The 17,060-nt window shown below is 58.4% G+C and carries 15 protein-coding genes, 1 tRNA gene and 2 pseudogenes; 10 read left to right on the top strand and 8 right to left on the bottom strand.

Annotation, left to right across the window (positions count from 1 at the left end):
• Window positions 1–2 precede the first annotated feature (2 nt).
• The 3 genes and pseudogenes from AC0L4F_RS06795 to pyrH all read right to left on the bottom strand — a co-directional run bounded on the left by AC0L4F_RS06795 (window position 3) and on the right by pyrH (window position 2,356).
• Window positions 3–737, bottom strand: a complete 735-nt coding sequence (locus tag AC0L4F_RS06795) for an isoprenyl transferase (RefSeq protein ID WP_244686730.1) — start codon at window positions 735–737, stop codon at window positions 3–5.
• A gap of 96 nt (window positions 738–833) precedes the next feature.
• Entirely contained in the window at window positions 834–1,397 is a 564-nt protein-coding gene (frr, locus tag AC0L4F_RS06800; protein WP_244686733.1) for a ribosome recycling factor, read from the bottom strand.
• A 204-nt stretch (window positions 1,398–1,601) separates the two neighbouring features.
• Window positions 1,602–2,356 (bottom strand): annotated as a pseudogene (gene pyrH / locus AC0L4F_RS06805) (UMP kinase).
• Window positions 2,357–2,396: 40 nt separating this feature from the next.
• Here pyrH and miaA point away from each other — a divergent pair.
• The 3 genes from miaA (at window position 2,397) to thpR (ending at window position 5,051) form a co-directional block, all read left to right on the top strand.
• Window positions 2,397–3,359 carry a tRNA (adenosine(37)-N6)-dimethylallyltransferase MiaA gene (miaA, locus tag AC0L4F_RS06810; RefSeq protein WP_473446139.1) on the top strand — a complete coding sequence of 321 codons (963 nt, stop codon included), beginning with the start codon at window positions 2,397–2,399 and terminating at the stop codon, window positions 3,357–3,359.
• A gap of 142 nt (window positions 3,360–3,501) precedes the next feature.
• Entirely contained in the window at window positions 3,502–4,398 is an 897-nt protein-coding gene (locus AC0L4F_RS06815) for a helix-turn-helix transcriptional regulator (RefSeq protein ID WP_244686735.1), read from the top strand.
• Window positions 4,399–4,478: 80 nt separating this feature from the next.
• Window positions 4,479–5,051 (top strand): RNA 2',3'-cyclic phosphodiesterase, encoded by a 573-nt coding sequence (thpR, locus tag AC0L4F_RS06820; protein ID WP_244686738.1) that lies wholly within the window; start codon window positions 4,479–4,481, stop codon window positions 5,049–5,051.
• Between the two features lie 4 nt (window positions 5,052–5,055).
• Here thpR and AC0L4F_RS06825 read toward each other — a convergent pair.
• A pseudogene (locus AC0L4F_RS06825) lies at window positions 5,056–5,644 on the bottom strand (lytic transglycosylase domain-containing protein).
• A gap of 194 nt (window positions 5,645–5,838) precedes the next feature.
• On the opposite strand from AC0L4F_RS06825, the gene ssb reads away from it, so the two are divergent.
• Window positions 5,839–6,339, top strand: a complete 501-nt coding sequence (gene ssb / locus AC0L4F_RS06830) for a single-stranded DNA-binding protein (protein WP_280520511.1) — start codon at window positions 5,839–5,841, stop codon at window positions 6,337–6,339.
• A gap of 153 nt (window positions 6,340–6,492) precedes the next feature.
• Here ssb and AC0L4F_RS06835 read toward each other — a convergent pair whose 3' ends face one another.
• Entirely contained in the window at window positions 6,493–6,903 is a 411-nt protein-coding gene (locus tag AC0L4F_RS06835; RefSeq protein ID WP_244686740.1) for a SufE family protein, read from the bottom strand.
• A 121-nt stretch (window positions 6,904–7,024) separates the two neighbouring features.
• Between AC0L4F_RS06835 and AC0L4F_RS06840 the strand changes: the two genes are divergently transcribed.
• Window positions 7,025–7,537 (top strand): hypothetical protein, encoded by a 513-nt coding sequence (locus AC0L4F_RS06840; RefSeq protein ID WP_244686741.1) that lies wholly within the window; start codon window positions 7,025–7,027, stop codon window positions 7,535–7,537.
• Between the two features lie 77 nt (window positions 7,538–7,614).
• Here AC0L4F_RS06840 and rnd read toward each other — a convergent pair whose 3' ends face one another.
• The 3 genes from rnd to purM all read right to left on the bottom strand — a co-directional run bounded on the left by rnd (window position 7,615) and on the right by purM (window position 10,484).
• Complete coding sequence (gene rnd / locus AC0L4F_RS06845; RefSeq protein ID WP_244686743.1) at window positions 7,615–8,775, bottom strand: ribonuclease D; 1,161 nt, start codon at window positions 8,773–8,775, stop codon at window positions 7,615–7,617.
• 90 nt (window positions 8,776–8,865) lie between these two features.
• Entirely contained in the window at window positions 8,866–9,438 is a 573-nt protein-coding gene (purN, locus tag AC0L4F_RS06850) for a phosphoribosylglycinamide formyltransferase (protein ID WP_244686745.1), read from the bottom strand.
• Window positions 9,435–10,484, bottom strand: a complete 1,050-nt coding sequence (purM, locus tag AC0L4F_RS06855; RefSeq protein WP_244686747.1) for a phosphoribosylformylglycinamidine cyclo-ligase — start codon at window positions 10,482–10,484, stop codon at window positions 9,435–9,437. The genes purN and purM overlap by 4 nt, the downstream gene beginning before the upstream one ends.
• A gap of 308 nt (window positions 10,485–10,792) precedes the next feature.
• On the opposite strand from purM, the gene AC0L4F_RS06860 reads away from it, so the two are divergent.
• The 5 genes from AC0L4F_RS06860 (at window position 10,793) to brxC (ending at window position 17,060) form a co-directional block, all read left to right on the top strand.
• Window positions 10,793–10,869 (top strand) — tRNA-Ile (locus AC0L4F_RS06860).
• Window positions 10,870–11,442: 573 nt separating this feature from the next.
• The gene (locus AC0L4F_RS06865; RefSeq protein ID WP_244686750.1) at window positions 11,443–12,318 is read left to right on the top strand and encodes a BrxR family transcriptional regulator; all 876 of its coding nucleotides are present in this window, start codon (window positions 11,443–11,445) and stop codon (window positions 12,316–12,318) included.
• A gap of 26 nt (window positions 12,319–12,344) precedes the next feature.
• Entirely contained in the window at window positions 12,345–12,929 is a 585-nt protein-coding gene (locus AC0L4F_RS06870) for a DUF1819 family protein (RefSeq protein WP_244686752.1), read from the top strand.
• 2 nt (window positions 12,930–12,931) lie between these two features.
• Window positions 12,932–13,534, top strand: a complete 603-nt coding sequence (locus tag AC0L4F_RS06875) for a DUF1788 domain-containing protein (protein ID WP_244686754.1) — start codon at window positions 12,932–12,934, stop codon at window positions 13,532–13,534.
• Window positions 13,535–13,538: 4 nt separating this feature from the next.
• Window positions 13,539–17,060: a BREX system P-loop protein BrxC gene (gene brxC / locus AC0L4F_RS06880; protein WP_244686757.1), complete on the top strand. Its 3,522-nt coding sequence runs from the start codon at window positions 13,539–13,541 to the stop codon at window positions 17,058–17,060.

Genomic DNA, 17,060 nt, shown 5'->3' on the forward strand with positions numbered 1-17,060 from the left:
TCTCAGACCTTGACCGCGCCAAAACGGCGGTCACGTTTACCATAAGCACCCACCAGCCGGCCAAATTCCTCGGCGGAAAAATCCGGCCAAAGCGTGTCGATGAATTCATATTCGGCATAGGCCGATTGCCACAGCAGGAAATTCGACACTCGCGCCTCGCCGCTGGTGCGGATCACCAGATCGGGATCGGGCAAAACATAAGTATCCAAATACCTTGGCAGGGTTTCTTCGTCAATTTTATCCGGGTCGAGACGGCAGGCCTGTACGTCCTGGGCCAGACGTTTGGTGGCGCGGGCCACCTCGTCGCGACCACCATAATTCAATGCAATGGTCAGATTGGTGCCGGTGCAATCGCCGGTCATTTCCTCGGCCTCATCCATCAAGGCACGCAGCTTGGCATCCAGCCGCACCCGATCACCGATAAACCGGACCTGCACGTTTTCGCGCCGAAACGCCTGCATTTCCTTGTGGATATAGCGGCGAAACAGGCTCATCAGGCCGGCAACTTCGGATTGCGTGCGTTTCCAGTTTTCGGTGGAGAAGGCAAAGATCGTGACGTATTTCACGCCGAATTCGGGACAGGCTTCGACAATCTCGCGCACGCGGCGTGCGCCGGCCTGATGGCCGAACAGTCGCGGGCGGTGGCGCATCTGCGCCCATCGGCCATTGCCATCCATGATGATCGCCACGTGGCGCGGACCTTTGTGTTCGTCCGTGTCGTCTGCGTCGCGCGCCATGGGCTGGCTCCTGATTGGCGAAAAGGAAGTCTACTGAAACTGAAACTGGGTGTGATTTTGGGCACCGCCGAAACTGGTCGGTGCCCAATCATCACCTTAGACCTGCATGATTTCGGCTTGCTTGGTTTCCAGCGCCTCATCCACCTTTTTGACGAAAGCATCTGTCAGATCCTGCACAGAGGCTTCCCAGAACTTTTGGTCGTCTTCCGACATGCCGTCGGCCTTGGCCTTCTTGATCTGATCCATGCCGTCGCGGCGAATGTTGCGCACCGACACCCGGGCGCTTTCGGCGTATTGGGCGGCAACCTTGGTCAGTTCGCGGCGGCGTTCCTCGTTCAGTTCGGGGATCGGCAGCATGATGATCGTACCATTCAGCTGCGGGTTGATGCCCAGACCGCTTTCGCGGATCGCCTTTTCAACCTTGCCAACCAGGCCCTTGTCCCAGACGTTGATTGTAACCATGCGCGGCTCTGGCACGTTGACGGTGCCGACCTGGTTGATCGGGGTTGCGCTGCCATAGGCATCGACCATCACCGGTTCCAGCATCGAGGCCGAGGCCCGGCCGGTACGAAGGCTTGCGAATTCCGTCCGCAGGCTGGCCATTGCGCCATCCATGCGGCGTTCTAGATCGTCGGTATCAAGAATGAAATCGTCGGACATGTCTTGTTCTCTTTCCTGTCTGGCGGCCCCGTCGGGCGGCCCCGTGTCAGTGCCCAGTCTCACTGTCCCGTGGCGCGTTTACCCGGGATATACACCGGCTTATCCGTTTTGCACAGATTGTTACGGCTTTCAAACGTGCATTGGTATGGCACAACGCGGCCCCAGCCGCCTTTTGACGGGTCCCGGGCCGCATGATGGGCGGTGTTAATCGCCAACCTTGGTATAGGTGCCCCGGCCCGCCAAAATCCCGCGGAACCCGCCCGGTTCATCCAGCGAAAACACGATGATCGGCAGGGAATTGTCCCGCGCCAGCGCAATCGCCGAGGCATCCATCACCCCAAGGTGTTTTTGCAGCACCTCGTCATAGCTCACGGTGTCATAGCGTTTGGCATCCGCATGTTTGACCGGATCCTTGTCATAGACCCCATCGACCTTGGTGCCCTTGAAAATGGCCTCGCAGGACATTTCATTGGCGCGCAACGTGGCGGCGGTGTCGGTGGTGAAATAGGGGTTGCCGGTGCGGCGGCAAAGATGCAAACCCGCTTCTTCTCCAAATGGCGCACCGCGCGACGGCGGATATAGGGTTCACAGACCTGATCCATCGGAATGGCGGAAATCACCCGCGTGAACACGCCCAGCTCCTCTAGTGCCGCCTGCATCCCCAGGGCGTTCATCACCGTCGCCAACATCCCCATATAATCGGCCGTTGTCCGTTCCATCCCCTGCGCCGACCCTTGCAAGCCGCGAAAGATATTGCCGCCACCGATAACCATGCAGATCTCGACCCCGAGATCATGCACCGATTTCACTTCTTCGGCGATCCGCTGTACCGTGGGCGGATGCAGGCCATAGCCCTGATCGCCCATCAGCGCCTCGCCGGAAATTTTCAGAAGCACGCGTTTATACGTGGTTTCATTGTCGGCCGTGGCGGCGGTCGCATCAGGGGGGCTGACGGTCATGGTGTACTCCGGTCTGGGGGAAAGCTAGATTGCGCGCAAAATGTCGCAAAACAGCGGGCAATTCAATGCAGCAATCGACGGAAACCAGGTGATCGTGGCACAGAAATCAAAAACATTGCCCGGCGTGCTGTCCGGTCTGGCGCCGATGCGGCCTGTCCTGATCGTCGGGCCAACCGCCAGCGGCAAATCGGCGCTTGCGCTGGCCATCGCCGAAACGCTGGGCGGTGTGATCATAAATGCCGATGCGATTCAGGTGTTTGAAAATTGGCGTGTACTGACCGCAAGACCGGATGACAACGATCTGGCACGGGCGCGACATGCGCTTTATGGCCATGTGGCAGCGGATGCGCCCTATTCCGTGGGGCATTGGCTGCGCGATGTGGCCCCATTGCTGCACGGCGCGGACAGGCCGATCATCATCGGCGGCACTGGGCTCTATTTTTCGGCCCTGACCAAAGGTTTAGCCGACATTCCTCTCACCCCGCCCGAGGTGCGCCGCGATGCCGACCATATTCGCATTGCCCAAGGCCACGGCGCACTGCTGGCGGATCTTGACCCCGAAACCGCCGCGCGCATCGACCAACGCAATCCCATGCGGGTACAGCGCGCCTGGGAGGTGCAAAAAACCACCGGGCGCGGGCTTGCCCATTGGCAGGACAACACGCCGCCGCCGCTTTTGCCGCTGGCCGATACGATGGCGCTGCGTGTGGATGTCGAGCGTGACTGGCTGAATGCGCGGATCGCACGGCGGTTTGATTTGATGTTGGACCAAGGCGCCCTGGACGAGGCGCAGGCCAATCTGGCGCATTGGGACCCGACACAGCTTAGCGCCAAGGCCATCGGCGCGCCGGAACTTATCGCGCATCTGAACGGCGAAATGTCGCTGGCGGATGCGCGGGAAAAAGCCACCATTGCCACCTGTCAATTTGCCAAACGCCAACGCACCTGGTTACGGTCGCGCATGGCGGATTGGCATGGGGTTGATGCGGCAACATTGGGCTAGGCCATCCGGCCAGCCAAGTGGGGCAGATCCTGCGCAACTGACGGGTCAATGGGTGACCGACCTCACTGATTTTCGCCGCTAAATCGGTATGATTGCCACGACAAGCTTGCGTGACGTGCTGCACTGCGGCAGGCTGGTGAAAATGCCACACACCCGCCGAGCAGAAGGACCAGCGCCTGCCGTGACCGTGCAACAGCCCAAGCATATCGCCGAAGCCGAGGCCAATAAGGGTGACGCGGTCCTGCCGTTGCGGGTGTCGACCCTGGCGCAGTTGACGCAACAGGGGGCCTGGCAAATCGCCCTGCCCCATGCACGCGACGAACATATGTTCATCTGGATCACCCGGGGCCAGGGTCGGGCCACCATTCGCGGTTTGCGACGCGGCATTGGGGCAAACAATGTGATCTACCTGCCGCCCGGTGCCCAGTTTTCGCTGGAAATCGGCAACCAATGTTTTGGCCAGGCCTTGATCCTGCGCGATGGCGATCACCGGTTGTTGCCAAACACGGTACAGCATCTGCGGATGCGTGATGTCGCTGCGCAGGGGGAATTATCGGCCATTGTGGAAATGATCCAACGCGAATTGCAACATCCGCAACCGCTTCAGGCCGAGGCGCTGTTGGCGAAATTCAATCTGGCTGCGGTGTGGTTGCGGCGGCAAATGCTGGTGATGCTGGATGACACCGACCGGGTGTCGCCTGCGCTGACCACACGCGAAACCGCCGGCCAGCGTCTGAGCCGCCGGTTCGCCGATCAGGTGGAAGAGCAATATCGCGCCGGCCATTCCATGGCGGATTTTGCCGAGATGCTGGATGTGAGCCCAACCCATCTGACGCGGGTGTTGCGCGAAAACGCCGGAATGACGGCGGCGGATCTCTTGACCGCGCGGGTGTTGCATGCGGCGCGGACCCTTTTGGCGCAGCCTGACCCACCGGTCCAGAACGTGGCGAAACATCTGGGTTTTGGCTCCGCCGCCTATTTCACCCGCTTCATTCAAATTACACCGGCAAGACCCCCTCTTCGCTGCGCCGCGCGATGAACCCCACCGCAAAGCCGCCACAACATCCCGGCACCGCGCCGGTGTTTCGTCATCAGGGTTCGGGACGCTAGGGGTCAGAGATGCGGCTTTTTGTGGCGCTGCCCATTGCTGACGCGGTTTGCGACCATCTGGGTGGGCTTCAGGACCAATTGCGGGCTGGGCATCACGTGGCACTGCACCAGATGCATATCACGCTGGGATTCTTTGCGGATGTTGCGCCGGGGATGCTGGCCGATCTGGACGCGGCATTGGACGACATCCGTGCATGGCCGTTTGACGTGACATTCGCCGGGCTGGATCTGTTTGGCAGCACCAAACCCCGGCTGTTGGTGGCGGCGGTGCACCTCAGCCCGGAATTGGCCCAGATACACCGCGCGGTTCACGCGGCGGCGCGTCTGGCCGGTCTGCCTCCGCAACGCCAGACCTTCAAACCACATGTGACATTGGTCCGCTTTGGGGCGCGCCCGCCCGCCCATGTCGCTGACGAGATCCAACCGCTCATAGCCACGCAGGCCGCGCGCCACATTCCGGGCTTCACAGTGGGGGAAATGACATTGTTGCACTCCACCCTCGGGGGTGCGGCACCGGTCTATGACATGTTGGGCCGGTATCCGTTCCAGACCGTGCCGACGGATATTTGGCACGAAGATTAGGGGCTTAGCTGCCCCAGATGATCTTCACATAGTTCTTGGTCTCTTTGTACGGCGGCACGCCCCCGTATTTCGACACCGCCCCCGGACCGGCGTTATAGGCGGCAAGCGCCAGCCGCCAGGAACCAAATTTTTTGTATTGTTGTTTGAGGTAACGCGCACCGCCCTCAAGATTTCTGTTTCGGATCCTTGTGATCCACCCCCAGCGCGCGTGCCGTCGCGGGCATCAGCTGAGCCAGACCAAAGGCGCCTTTGTGGCTCTCGGCGGTGGGGTTCCAGCCGCTTTCCTGCTGCACCAATCGCAGGAACAAATCCTCTGGCACACCATGGCGGCGCGCTGCGGTCCGCGCCATGGTGGAATAGACGCCCTTGTACTTGCCGGCATATTTCGGGGTTTGCGTGTCCCATTTTGTCGGCGTCACCACCTTGGGCGGTTGCAGACGAATCGAATTGTTGTATTGCTGCGATGCGCGCCGATCCAGCAGACCGGTCTTCGACCGAAACAGCGATGGATTGCCCTTGGAAGAAATCGTTTCGGCGAACGCCCCGGCAGGCATCAGCGCTGCACAAAAAATCAAACAAAAGAACCTGTGCATACATTCCGTCCTGGTCGTATTGAAAATCGTTCCATCCTGGAAAACGTTGCGGGCAATATAGGCATTTTTTCGGATTCGACCAGACCAATGGGTCATAGGCAGTTTTTAACCCGGCCAAGCTGGGCTAATGTGCACGCCACATCGCCGCCGGATTCGCATTCGCGGCGCAATCAATACGCGTATTTGGGGGCATCATGGCCGGGTCAGTCAACAAAGTCATTCTTATCGGAAATCTCGGGCGCGACCCCGAGGTGCGCAATTTTCAGAATGGCGGCAAGGTGTGCAACCTGACGGTTGCCACGTCCGAAAACTGGAAAGATCGCAACACCGGTGAACGCCGTGAACGCACCGAATGGCATCGGGTGGCGATTTTTTCCGAAGGTCTGGTACGGGTTGCCGAGCAATATTTGCGCAAAGGTTCAAAGGTTTACATCGAAGGCCAATTGCAAACCCGCAAGTGGCAGGATCAATCCGGTCAGGATCGGTATTCCACTGAGGTTGTGCTTCAGGGGTTTGGCAGCACGCTGACCATGCTGGACGGTCGCGAAGGCCCCGGCGGCAACCAAGGCCCAAGCGATCCCGGCGGCTATGATCGCAACTATGACTCTGGTCCCCGCGACACAGGGTATGACAGCGGCCCCAAGACCAGCGGAAACATGCCGAGCCGCGACATCGACGACGAGATTCCGTTCTGATCGGAAAACTACCGTCGATTTGATATAAGTTTGAAACGAGATGCGGGCCGATTTGATAATCGACCCGCATTTACTGTTTTTGCAGGAAAGCGATGGCAATATGCCGGTTCGCGGCCTGCCCCCGCTGTCCCCGGTTTGCTGGCCTGACCGGTGTCAGGCGGCCTCGGCTGCGCGCTCGCGGATGCGTTGGATCATGGCGCGGAGCCCATTGGACCGCTGGGCTGACAGATTGTCCTGCAATCCCAGACGGGCAAATTCCCCCGCCGCATCAATCGCCGCCACATCGGCCAGTGCCACGCCGTTATAAAGCGCCCGCAACACCGCGATCAGACCGCGCACGATCATCGCATCACTGTCGCCGTCAAATTGAAACACGCCGTCCTCTGGCCGGGTGTGCAGCCAGACCTGTGATGCACAGCCGTCGACCTTGGTGGCGGGCACCTTCAACGCGTCATCCAATGGGGTCATCGCCCGGCCCATCTCTATGACGTGCCGATAGCGGTCTTCCCAATCTTCCAGGAATTCGAAATCTTCGACAATCTCTTCGAACGCGGCGCTGGCCATGGTCCCTCCGATGCTGGTTTCCTTCACCTATGAAGCCAGGACGCAAAGGTCCAGTCGCAATTGCTTTTCAACGCCGCGCCAATGCGCTAACCCGGTTGGGAATGAAAGGGAGACTGACCCAATGCGCAAACTGGTTCTGGTAACATTGGTCATGGCCACGTCTGTGGCGGGCTGTGCCTCGGTGAACGAGTTGCGTTACAATCCATTTAACTGGTTTGGTCGGTCGTCGTCGGCGCCAGTGGCCGCGCCCGCCGATGCCGAAGCGGTCAATCCGCTGATCCCGTCACGCCGCTCCGTGCTCGACCCGGCGGAAGAGCCGGAATATACCGGCACATTGGTGCAGGAAGTCAGCGAATTGCACATTCGGCGCGTGCCCGGCGGCGCGGTGATCGAGGTGACCGGCGTCTTCCATTCGATCGGCAGTTACGACGTGGAACTGGTGCGCGAAGAAGAAGAAGACACGACAGTTCTGGCTTTCAGTCTTCGGGCGGTTCAACCGACGGCCGGTCGGGGTTGGGGCAATGCACATGTGCGCAGCGTCACCGCCGCCACCAATGTCACCGATCAGGATCTGGCGGGGATTAGCACGATCAAGGTTATCGCAGAAAACAACGTGCGCACGGCGCGCCGCTAAAACGCGGCCCGCCCCTAATCAGCGCCGCTCATATTGAGCGCCCGACATCGACCATCGGTTAACCGATTTCAAACAGGTTAACCGATATCGACGATCTCGACCGAATTGCCTTTGACCGCCAACGCCACCGTGCCATCACACAGGCGCAGCGCATCGCGACCAAACACGTCAAACCGCCAGCCATGCAGCGCGCCAACATCGCGCAATCCCGCCGCCAAAGCATCGAGATCCGCCGCAGGTGCCACAAGGCGCGGGGCGACATCGTTGGTCTCAGTCTTGGCCTTCAGCAGCACCCGCAAAAGATCGGCCAGCGCCGGGTTGACCTGCAATTTGTCGCGCGTGCGGTCCAGTTTCGGCATGTCTTCTGCCGGACAGGCCACCCCGGCCGCAACCGCCGCAAGGATACCTTCGGCGATCTCGCCACGGCGGGCCTCGCGCAGCAAAAGCCGCGACCGGCTAAGATCGGATGCATTGGCCGGCTTGGTCGAGGCCAGCTCCAGCATCGCATCATCTTTATAGACCCGATTGCGCGGCACATCCTTGGCCTGGGCATAGGATTCGCGGAACCTTGCCAGCTCGCGCACAATTGCCAGGAACTTCGGTGTGGTGGTCCGCGTCTTGACGCGTTTCCACGCATCTTCCGGGCGCACGATATAGGTTTCCGGGTCTTCCAGAATTGCCAATTCTTCTTTCACCCAAGGGGCGCGACCGGTCTTTTCCAGCTTTTTGGCGAGAAATTCATAGATTTGGCGCAAGTGCGTGACATCGGCCAAGGCATAGACCTGTTGCGCTTCGCTCAATGGGCGACGCGACCAATCGGTGAAACGCGATGTCTTGTCCACACCTTTGCGGGCGATGGAGCGCACCAATTTTTCATATCCGACCTGTTCGCCGAATCCACAGACCATGGCGGCAATCTGGGTGTCGAACAGCGGTTTCGGAATGACGCCGGCATCGACCTGAAAGATTTCAAGATCCTGCCGCGCGGCGTGAAACACCTTGACGACGTTTTCATCGCGAAACAGCTCGTACATTGGTTCCAGCGACAGACCTTCGACCAGCGGATCAATCAGCGCCGCATTGCTGTCGTCGGTGCCCGGCATGGCCATCTGCACCAGGCAGAGTTTGGAAAAGTAGGTCCGTTCACGCAGGAATTCCGTGTCGACCGTGACATAGGGTTCCTGACGCGCAGCAGAGCAGAACTCTGCCAATTCCTCAGTCGTCGTGATGATCCGCATAGGCGCTCTTTTCTGGTTTTTTTGCGCTCCCGTTTCCACGACCATAGGGGCATCATGTCAGGATGAAAAGCCGGTAGTGTATTGCGAATGTTACAATTGCCCGGCAAAGGCGCGCAGCACATCTGGGTAAAGGCGATGTTCTTCGACCAGAACCCGTTCTGCCAGTGTGACTGGCGTGTCATCGGCCCGGATTTCGACCCGTGCCTGCCCCAGAACCGGGCCGTCGTCCAGCTCTGGCGTGACCAGATGCACGGAACATCCGGCCTCGGAATCGCCGGCCTCGATCGCCCGGGCGTGGGTGTGCAGGCCTTTGTACTTTGGCAAAAGAGACGGGTGAATGTTCAGCATCCGCCCCTGCCAGCGGGTCACGAAATCCGCGGTCAGAACCCGCATGAACCCGGCCAGACAGATAATGTCGGGCTGTGCGGCCTCCAGCGCCTTTTGCACCTCTGCCTCGAACGCGGCGCGGTCCTTGCCAAAGGGGCGATGATCGACAACCGCCGTGGGAATGCCGCGCGCACGCGCCTTGTCCAACCCGCCAGCATCCGCCTTGTTCGACAGCACAAGACAGGGCCGCGCGGGATGGTCGCCGGTCATGCTGTCGACCAGCGTGACCATGTTCGACCCACCACCGGAAATCAGGATGGCAACCCGAAGGCTCATGCAAGCGTCCCGGTATAGGTCACGCTGTCGCCTTCGGTGACATGCCCAAGCTGATGCACGGTTTCCCCGGCTTCGGTCAGCAAGGCGGTCACGGCCTCGGCCCGGTCCGGCGCCACCACCAGCACCATTCCAATGCCGGAGTTGAAGGTTTTCAACATTTCGCTGGGCGCCAGCCCGCCATGTTCCGCCAGCCATGCAAACACAGGCGGCAAATCCCAGGCATCAAGGTCGATCGCAGCACCCTGCCCCGCGTTCAACACGCGCGGAAGGTTTTCGGTCAGCCCGCCGCCGGTGATATGCGCCAGGGCATGCACGCCGCCAGAGCGCACCGCCGCAAGGGTGGATTTCACATAAAGCCGCGTGGGTGCCAAAAGCGCTGCGCCCAACGTGCCCTCGGCCCAGGGGCAATCGTCGTTCCAGCCGAGACCGGACAATTCAACGACCTTGCGCACCAGAGAATAGCCGTTGGAATGCACGCCGTCACTTGCCAAGCCAAGCAGCACATCGCCCACCGCAACATCGGCAGGCAGCGTCGCGCCGCGTTCCATCGCGCCAACCGCGAAGCCAGCCAGATCGAAATCACCTTCCGGGTACATTCCCGGCATTTCCGCAGTCTCGCCACCAATCAGCGCACAACCGGACCGCACACAGCCCTCGGCAATGCCTTCGATAATGCGCGCGGCAATGTCCAGTTCCAGTTTGCCCGTGGCAAAATAGTCGAGAAAGAACAGCGGCTCTGCACCCTGGCAGACCAGATCATTGACGCACATCGCCACCAGATCAATGCCGACGCCGTCAACCTCGCCTGTGTCAATCGCGATCCGCAATTTGGTGCCAACCCCATCGGTCGCCCCAACCAGGATCGGATCTTCATACCCGGCCGCTTTCAAATCAAACAGCGCGCCAAATCCGCCAAGACCGGACATCACACCGGGGCGCGTCGTGCGTTTGGCCGCCGGTTTGATCCGTTCGACCAGCGCATTGCCGGCATCAATGTCAACACCTGCCTGGCTATAAGTCAGACCATTCTTGGGAGATGTGCTCATGTGTCGGATCCCGTTTGCTGAGTTTGTGCGCCGCGATAGACCAACTGGGCCTGGATGACAACGCATCCTATGACAGAGCGCCCTTTTGCACCACAAATCTGGCCCCGGCGCATGGGGTATCGCGGGGAATTTGAGTGAATTTCGCCGCCACCATACGGGCCCTGCCCGTTTCCTGTGCCACGCGCCTGTCCCAAATTGAAACGCAACGATCATGCCCGGCACCCCCGCCACACCAAAGCCCAACCCAATTCCACCAGCCGACATGCCGACTTGACCTGCCGTATCCTTCTGGTAGATCACCCTCAGGCGGGCCTGTAGCTCAATTGGTTAGAGCAGAGCGCTCATAACGCTTTGGTTGCGGGTTCAAGTCCTGCCGGGCCTACCAAAAAATCAATGACTTAGAGAGCCGGGTAAGGAGTTCTCGCAGGTTCACTGGACCAAATGCTGTGAACTCGGTCTGGTAAAACGATTCTGATGTTCTCGAGTGCCTGTCCAAACAGAAGCCCTGAAGGGATGAAGACTCCTTTTGCCGAGGTGCACCCACCCAGAAACCCGCGGCCACCGGCCAACTCCGTGCGAACGCAGGGTTGCGTTATACGGAAATTACTCTTCAATTCAGCGAACGCGAACTACTGCCTGAACCTTGGCATCGGACGCATATCGAATACAGCCTCAAGATATCGACATCAGAGTCAGACAGATTCATTCCAAATTCGATCCATCAGATGTCGGGACTGAACATGCATTGCGCCGGCATACTGCTTCGGTGAAACACAGAGTTCTCGGCAAAATTTCTGGCAGCTAAAGTTGAACTACAGTACTGCGTCCTTGCGGTTCAGTTCTGTCAGCAAAATCGACGAGAACTGATATGAAGTGGTTTACAGCGCGTATCCAGCTTCCGAGTAAGCATAGTTCTTTATTCTGGACCCTTCGTTAAATACTCACTACCCATGTGTGTATGACTGGACGCAGCCCTAACCATCTTAATCAATGGCAACGAGACCGGCGTGCCTTTATAGAGCACCGGCTATACTGGCATGGTTCTATCGGGCTCGCCGATCTGATGGATGTCATGGGGATCAGCCGAGCGCAGGCCTCCAAGGATCTGAACGAGTATATCGTGGATCATCCAGGGCATCTTTTCTATGACAAGAGCGCCAGGACATATGTGCTGGGAGACGACTTCGAAGCCCACTACCTGTCCATCGATCCGTCGGAGTACCTGGCTGACCTCGCAGCCATCGCGCGTGGTGCGGCCGTTCCCAAGTCGGAATGGATCGTCGATCTTCCGGATATCCTGACCCCGTCAATCCCCGCGCGGGGCCTGCCTGCGATGGCAGTGCGCAACGTGTTGATGGCATGCGCGCAGCGACGGACCCTGACCATCGAGTACCAATCCATGTCGTCCGCTCAGCCCATTAGGCGGAACATCGCTCCGCATGGGATCGCTCATGACGGCTTTCGTTGGCACACACGGGCCTACTGCTTCAAAGATCATGTCTTCAAGGATTTCGTTCTGAGCCGTATCCTGAACAGTGAGCTTGCCGGGATGGCCGAGATTGACCCCGGTTTGGACTCCGACTGGGTGGAGACGATCACCCTACAGATCTCGGCTCACCCTTCCCTTTCCGACAATCAGAGACGGATCGTCGAACTGGACTACGGGATGACAGATGGCATTGCGCAAGTTGTCGTACGGAAGTGCCTCCTGCTTTACAACCTCAAAAGGCTTGGGCTGGACACCGACCCTGACACCCGCGCTCCGCAAGATCAGCACATCGTGCTGGTCAACAGGTTAGAGGTGCAAACATCCCTTGGACGACAGAGGAAATGAGAAGACCCCATCGCAAAAAGTATAAAATGTCGTTCAGCACCGGCGGACTTTTCCTGAACGAAAGCGTGACGGTCGCGCGGATTCACATCGAAGGCGAGCCCTGGGAGCAGACCATGTTACGTGCCTTGGACCAAGGTGCGACGTCCCTCCCGAAAACCGCGTCCAATCGGCGTACGCTGCGCGAAATCACCAATCGGTTGCGAACTTTGTCTTCGCAAGAGCGCGAATTTCTGTTGGATGAGGCTGATCGTACCGACCAGCAGGCGTTGCTCTGGCTGGCTGCGTGCCGCGCCTACCGGTTTGTCCGGGAATTCGCGCTCGAGATCATTCGAGAACGATATTTATCCTACCAAGTCGACTTGCCTTTGGAAACTTTTGATATTCTATTCGAGGCCAAGGCGGAATGGGACGAAGATCTGGCGAGTCTCAGCGCCACTACACGCACAAGGCTACGACAAGTCCTGTTTCGCATGATGCGTGAAGCGGGGATCCTGTCCGGCGAAAACCGCATACAAACCGCGATCCTGTCGCAGCGCTTGATAGCGATCATTGAAGATGAAAACTCGGCGGAGCTTGCGCTCTTTCCCGGAGTGAAGATGGACGGAGTGTAATTGTGAAGCCTGAGTTGAGCCGCAAGGAGCGCGCCGAACACCTCTATCATGTAATTACCAGTGAGCGCTTTCTGACAAAGCAGGGATTGGGCAACGAGGTGCCGTTCTTCATCTGCCCGTTTCCGGCAGCAGAGGGCCTCTCGATGGTTGACGACCGAAAGGACCTTATGACCCGTATCGCCCATACCGGCACAAATGTCCTTGATCTCAACCTATATGATCTGGCCCTCAATATTCTGAGAGAGCGTGACATCCTCGAGCAGGTTCTGGAGGCGGAACCCGACAGTGAGAAAGCCGAGATAAAGGAGCTTCTGCAGGGTGTTCTCGACCCGCAAGCTCACCTCATACCGAAGATCGCGGAGGAGATTGATGCGGCCCCCCACGATGTCATCTTCCTGTCGGGCGTCGGCGAGGTCTACCCCTACATCCGATCCCACAATGTGTTGAACAATCTGCAAAGCACCGCGAAAGAGGCACCCACAGTGCTGTTCTTTCCCGGCAGCTACACCCACGCTCTGGCCACCGGCGCGTCGCTGGATCTCTTTGGCCAGCTGCATGACGACAAGTACTACCGTGCCTTTAACATTTTGAACTACGAGGTCTGACCCCATGGCCCATTTGATAAAAGATATTTTTGAAAAGCCCGTAGACCGCGCTATTGATGGCGTCATCAAGGCCGATGACGAGGCCAGCCTTCGTATTGAGTTGGACGAATACGTCATCACCGGCGAAATCGGGCGCAAGCTCGAACATTTCCTGGAAGCGTATAACAATTACGATACTTCGAATGGGGTCTGGATTTCTGGCTTTTTCGGCTCCGGTAAATCCCACCTGCTAAAAATGCTCGCACTCCTACTCGAGAACCGGGAGGTCGATGGCGTCAAAGCCCATGACATTTTCGCCGAGAAGCTGAAAGGCGAGCCGATGTTGGCGGGTGCCTTGAACAAGGCTGTCTCAATCTCGTCCAAGTCCATCCTGTTCAACATTGACCAAAAGGCCGACGTCATCTCCAAATCGGATGTCGATGCTCTTTTGGCTGTCTTTCAAAAAGTCTTCGACGAAACCTGTGGCTTCTATGGCAAGCAACCTCACATTGCGCAGTTCGAACGGGACTTGCATGGCCGTGGCCAGCTTGAGGCGTTCAAAACCGCCTTTCAGGAGGCTTCTGGAAAGCCTTGGGAACGTGGGCGTGAGCAGGCCCTGCTGGAAGCGAAAAACGTTGCTACCGCCTTTGCCTCAGTGACTGGGGGGGATCCAGCCGATGCCAAGGACATCCTGAGCCAGTACCGCAAGGACACCCGCGTCTCGATCGAGGATTTTGCGGGGACTATCAAGGCTTGGATAGACGAACAGCCCAAGGGGTTCCGACTTAATTTCTTCGTCGACGAGGTCGGTCAGTATATCGCCGACAACGTCAAATTGATGACTAACCTTCAGACCATTGCGGAAAGCTTGAACACGAAGTGCAAGGGCCAGGCATGGATCATCGTCACTGCCCAACAGGACATGGCGTCGGTGATTGGCGACATGACACAGAAACAAGAGAATGACTTCTCTAAGATCCAGGCGCGTTTCGGCAACCGTGTGCCATTGAACTCTGCCGATGTTGCCGAGGTCATCCAGCGCCGTCTGCTGTCGAAAACCCCAGAAGCCGCTGTGACCTTGGGCAATCTTCATGACCGCGAAGAGAACAACCTCAAGACCTTGTTCGACTTCGCGGATGGATCGATCAAGCTCAAGAACTATCGGGACCGCGATCACTTCATCGCAAGCTACCCATTCCCGCCTTATCAATACACGCTGTTCCAAATGGCGATCACCTCGCTGTCGCAGCACAATGCCTTTGAGGGCAAGCACAGCTCCGTCGGCGAACGCTCCATGCTGGGGGTGTTTCAGGAGGTTTCCAAGAAGCTAAAAGACCAAGAGGTCGGCGGTCTGGCGACCTTTGATTTGATGTTCGAAGGTATCCGGACCGCGCTGAAATCCTCGGCCCAGCAAAGCATTCAGATCGCCGAGAAAAACCTCGACGACACTTTCGCAGTCCGGGTGCTCAAGGCGCTGTTCCTCGTCAAGTACGTAAAGGAATTCAAACCTTCGGTCCGCAACATTTCGATCCTGTTGCTATCCGAATTCGACGCGGATCAATCGCAGCAGCGCCGCCGCATCGAAGAAGCATTGTCGCTACTGGAGCGGAACACGCTGATCCAGCGTAATGGTGAAGTGTACGAGTTCCTGACCAATGAGGAGAAGGACGTCGAGGCGGAAATCAAATCCCTCGACATCGACCCTTCTGAGCTCACCAAAGAGCTCGAGACGATCGCTTTCGATACCATCCTGCGCCACCGGAAAATACGGCACCTGGCGACGAACAGTGAATACCCGTTCACCCGCAAGCTGGACGATCATGCAGTCGGCCGGGAATATGAGCTGGCCATCAATCTCGTCTCTCCCTTCGGCGAAGACGCCGGTAGCCCAGAAGCCGTGCGCATGAAAACGATGTCCCGCGAAGAGCTCGCTGTCGTAATGAAAGCGGATTCAAATTTCGTCAAGGATCTGATCCTCTTCAAACAGACCGATAAGTTTATCCGCCAGTCGCGGAGCGGTTCGCCTCAACCCGGTCGGGATCGGATCGTCTCCGAAAAAGGGGATCAGAACAGCCGCCGTGCCAAAGATCTTGAAATGCGGCTGCGCAAGCTGATGGGAGAGGCGCGCCTGTTTGTTCGGGGAGATGAGCTCGACATCGGCGGAGAAGAACCACAAGACCGGATCATCAAGGCGTTTCAATCGCTCGTCGATAAGGTCTACACGAACCTTCCGATGTTGCGCGGCGTCAGCTATTCCGAAGCCGACATCAACAAGGCCGTTCAGGCCGAAAGCAGCCTGTTTGGTGCCGAAGGCGCAGGTCTCGGGGAAGCGGAACAGGATGTGCTGAGCTTCATCAACGCGCAGGCGCGCAATGGCGTGAAGGTGTCCGTCAAATACCTCGCAGAGAGGTTCACGGCAAAACCTTATGGATGGCCTGCCACTGCCGTTCTTTGTCTTGCGGGCAGCCTTGTGGCGAAGGGGAAGATTGAGGCGCGGGTGGACAGCACGGTCACCGAAGAGCTCGAACTGGCGAAGGCGCTCAACAACAGCCATGCCCTGCCCAATATCCTGCTCACGCCTCAGCAGGAATTCTCCGCCGTCGAGATCCGCAAAGCGAAGGAGCTTTACCAGGAACTCTTCTCCAAACCAGCTGCAGGCAGTGATGCGCGCGGCCTTGGGGCGGAATGGGCGGCGAGCGTCAAGGACCTTGAAGCCGAGGTGGACGGGCTGACCCGGCAGGCTCATGACTACCCGTTCCTGACCGCCCTCGAGCCATTCCAGCAGCAGTTGCGCAGTATGATGGACAAGCCCGCGGCTTGGTTCATCACTGAGGCGCCAAAACGTGAAGACGAGCTGCTGGACGCCAAGGAAGACCTGTTCGACAAGGTGAAGACCTTTATGGGGGGCGCGCAACGTGCCATCTACGACGACGCCCGCGAGGCGATTTCCAGCCAGTCGGCCAATATCGATCATGTCGACGCCGAAGCGGGTCAAACGCTACGTGCAGCTCTGGCTGATCCCGATTGCTTCAAGGGCACGGCCATTCAGAACCTGAAAACCGACCTCTACGATCTGAAAACCAAGGTCGAATTGAAGGTACTGGAGGAACGTAAAGCAGTTGCCGTAGCAGTGGACGAGGTTGCGGCAAAGATCACGCAAATGCCGGAGTTCCAGGCGCTGGATCCGGACAAACAAGCGCGCATCACCGCGCGGCTGGAAAGCCAGAAAACCGGCCTCGACAGCATCAACTTGATCCCGCTGCTGCAGAACAAGGCGATACACGCGCGCTCAAACCTGATGGCCGAGATCATCACCGAGGTCGATCGCCTCGCACGTCCGCCGCAGGCGACGTTCACGCCCGCGCCCGGGGTGGCGGAACCCACCGCCCCTGCCCCTCAGGCCCCGTCCTACGTGAACGCAACGCAGATCAAAGTGAGCTTTGCGAAACCTTACCTGTCTGACGACGCTGACGTTGCCGACTACCTCGAAGAGTTCAAGAAGACCCTGCTGGAACAGATCCATGCAGGCAAGAAAGTGATTGTCTGA

The organism is Marinovum sp. J2-8, from assembly GCF_055808435.1.

What these genes read in the sequence shown, in the direction of transcription:
- AC0L4F_RS06795 (WP_244686730.1), bottom strand. Translation starts at nt 737, where the DNA reads ATGGCGCGCGACGCAGACGACACGGACGAACACAAAGGTCCGCGCCAC.
- frr (WP_244686733.1), bottom strand. Translation starts at nt 1,397, where the DNA reads ATGTCCGACGATTTCATTCTTGATACCGACGATCTAGAACGCCGCATG.
- miaA (WP_473446139.1), top strand. Translation starts at nt 2,397, where the DNA reads ATGTCGCAAAACAGCGGGCAATTCAATGCAGCAATCGACGGAAACCAG.
- AC0L4F_RS06815 (WP_244686735.1), top strand. Translation starts at nt 3,502, where the DNA reads ATGCCACACACCCGCCGAGCAGAAGGACCAGCGCCTGCCGTGACCGTG.
- thpR (WP_244686738.1), top strand. Translation starts at nt 4,479, where the DNA reads ATGCGGCTTTTTGTGGCGCTGCCCATTGCTGACGCGGTTTGCGACCAT.
- ssb (WP_280520511.1), top strand. Translation starts at nt 5,839, where the DNA reads ATGGCCGGGTCAGTCAACAAAGTCATTCTTATCGGAAATCTCGGGCGC.
- AC0L4F_RS06835 (WP_244686740.1), bottom strand. Translation starts at nt 6,903, where the DNA reads ATGGCCAGCGCCGCGTTCGAAGAGATTGTCGAAGATTTCGAATTCCTG.
- AC0L4F_RS06840 (WP_244686741.1), top strand. Translation starts at nt 7,025, where the DNA reads ATGCGCAAACTGGTTCTGGTAACATTGGTCATGGCCACGTCTGTGGCG.
- rnd (WP_244686743.1), bottom strand. Translation starts at nt 8,775, where the DNA reads ATGCGGATCATCACGACGACTGAGGAATTGGCAGAGTTCTGCTCTGCT.
- purN (WP_244686745.1), bottom strand. Translation starts at nt 9,438, where the DNA reads ATGAGCCTTCGGGTTGCCATCCTGATTTCCGGTGGTGGGTCGAACATG.
- purM (WP_244686747.1), bottom strand. Translation starts at nt 10,484, where the DNA reads ATGAGCACATCTCCCAAGAATGGTCTGACTTATAGCCAGGCAGGTGTT.
- AC0L4F_RS06865 (WP_244686750.1), top strand. Translation starts at nt 11,443, where the DNA reads ATGACTGGACGCAGCCCTAACCATCTTAATCAATGGCAACGAGACCGG.
- AC0L4F_RS06870 (WP_244686752.1), top strand. Translation starts at nt 12,345, where the DNA reads ATGTCGTTCAGCACCGGCGGACTTTTCCTGAACGAAAGCGTGACGGTC.
- brxC (WP_244686757.1), top strand. Translation starts at nt 13,539, where the DNA reads ATGGCCCATTTGATAAAAGATATTTTTGAAAAGCCCGTAGACCGCGCT.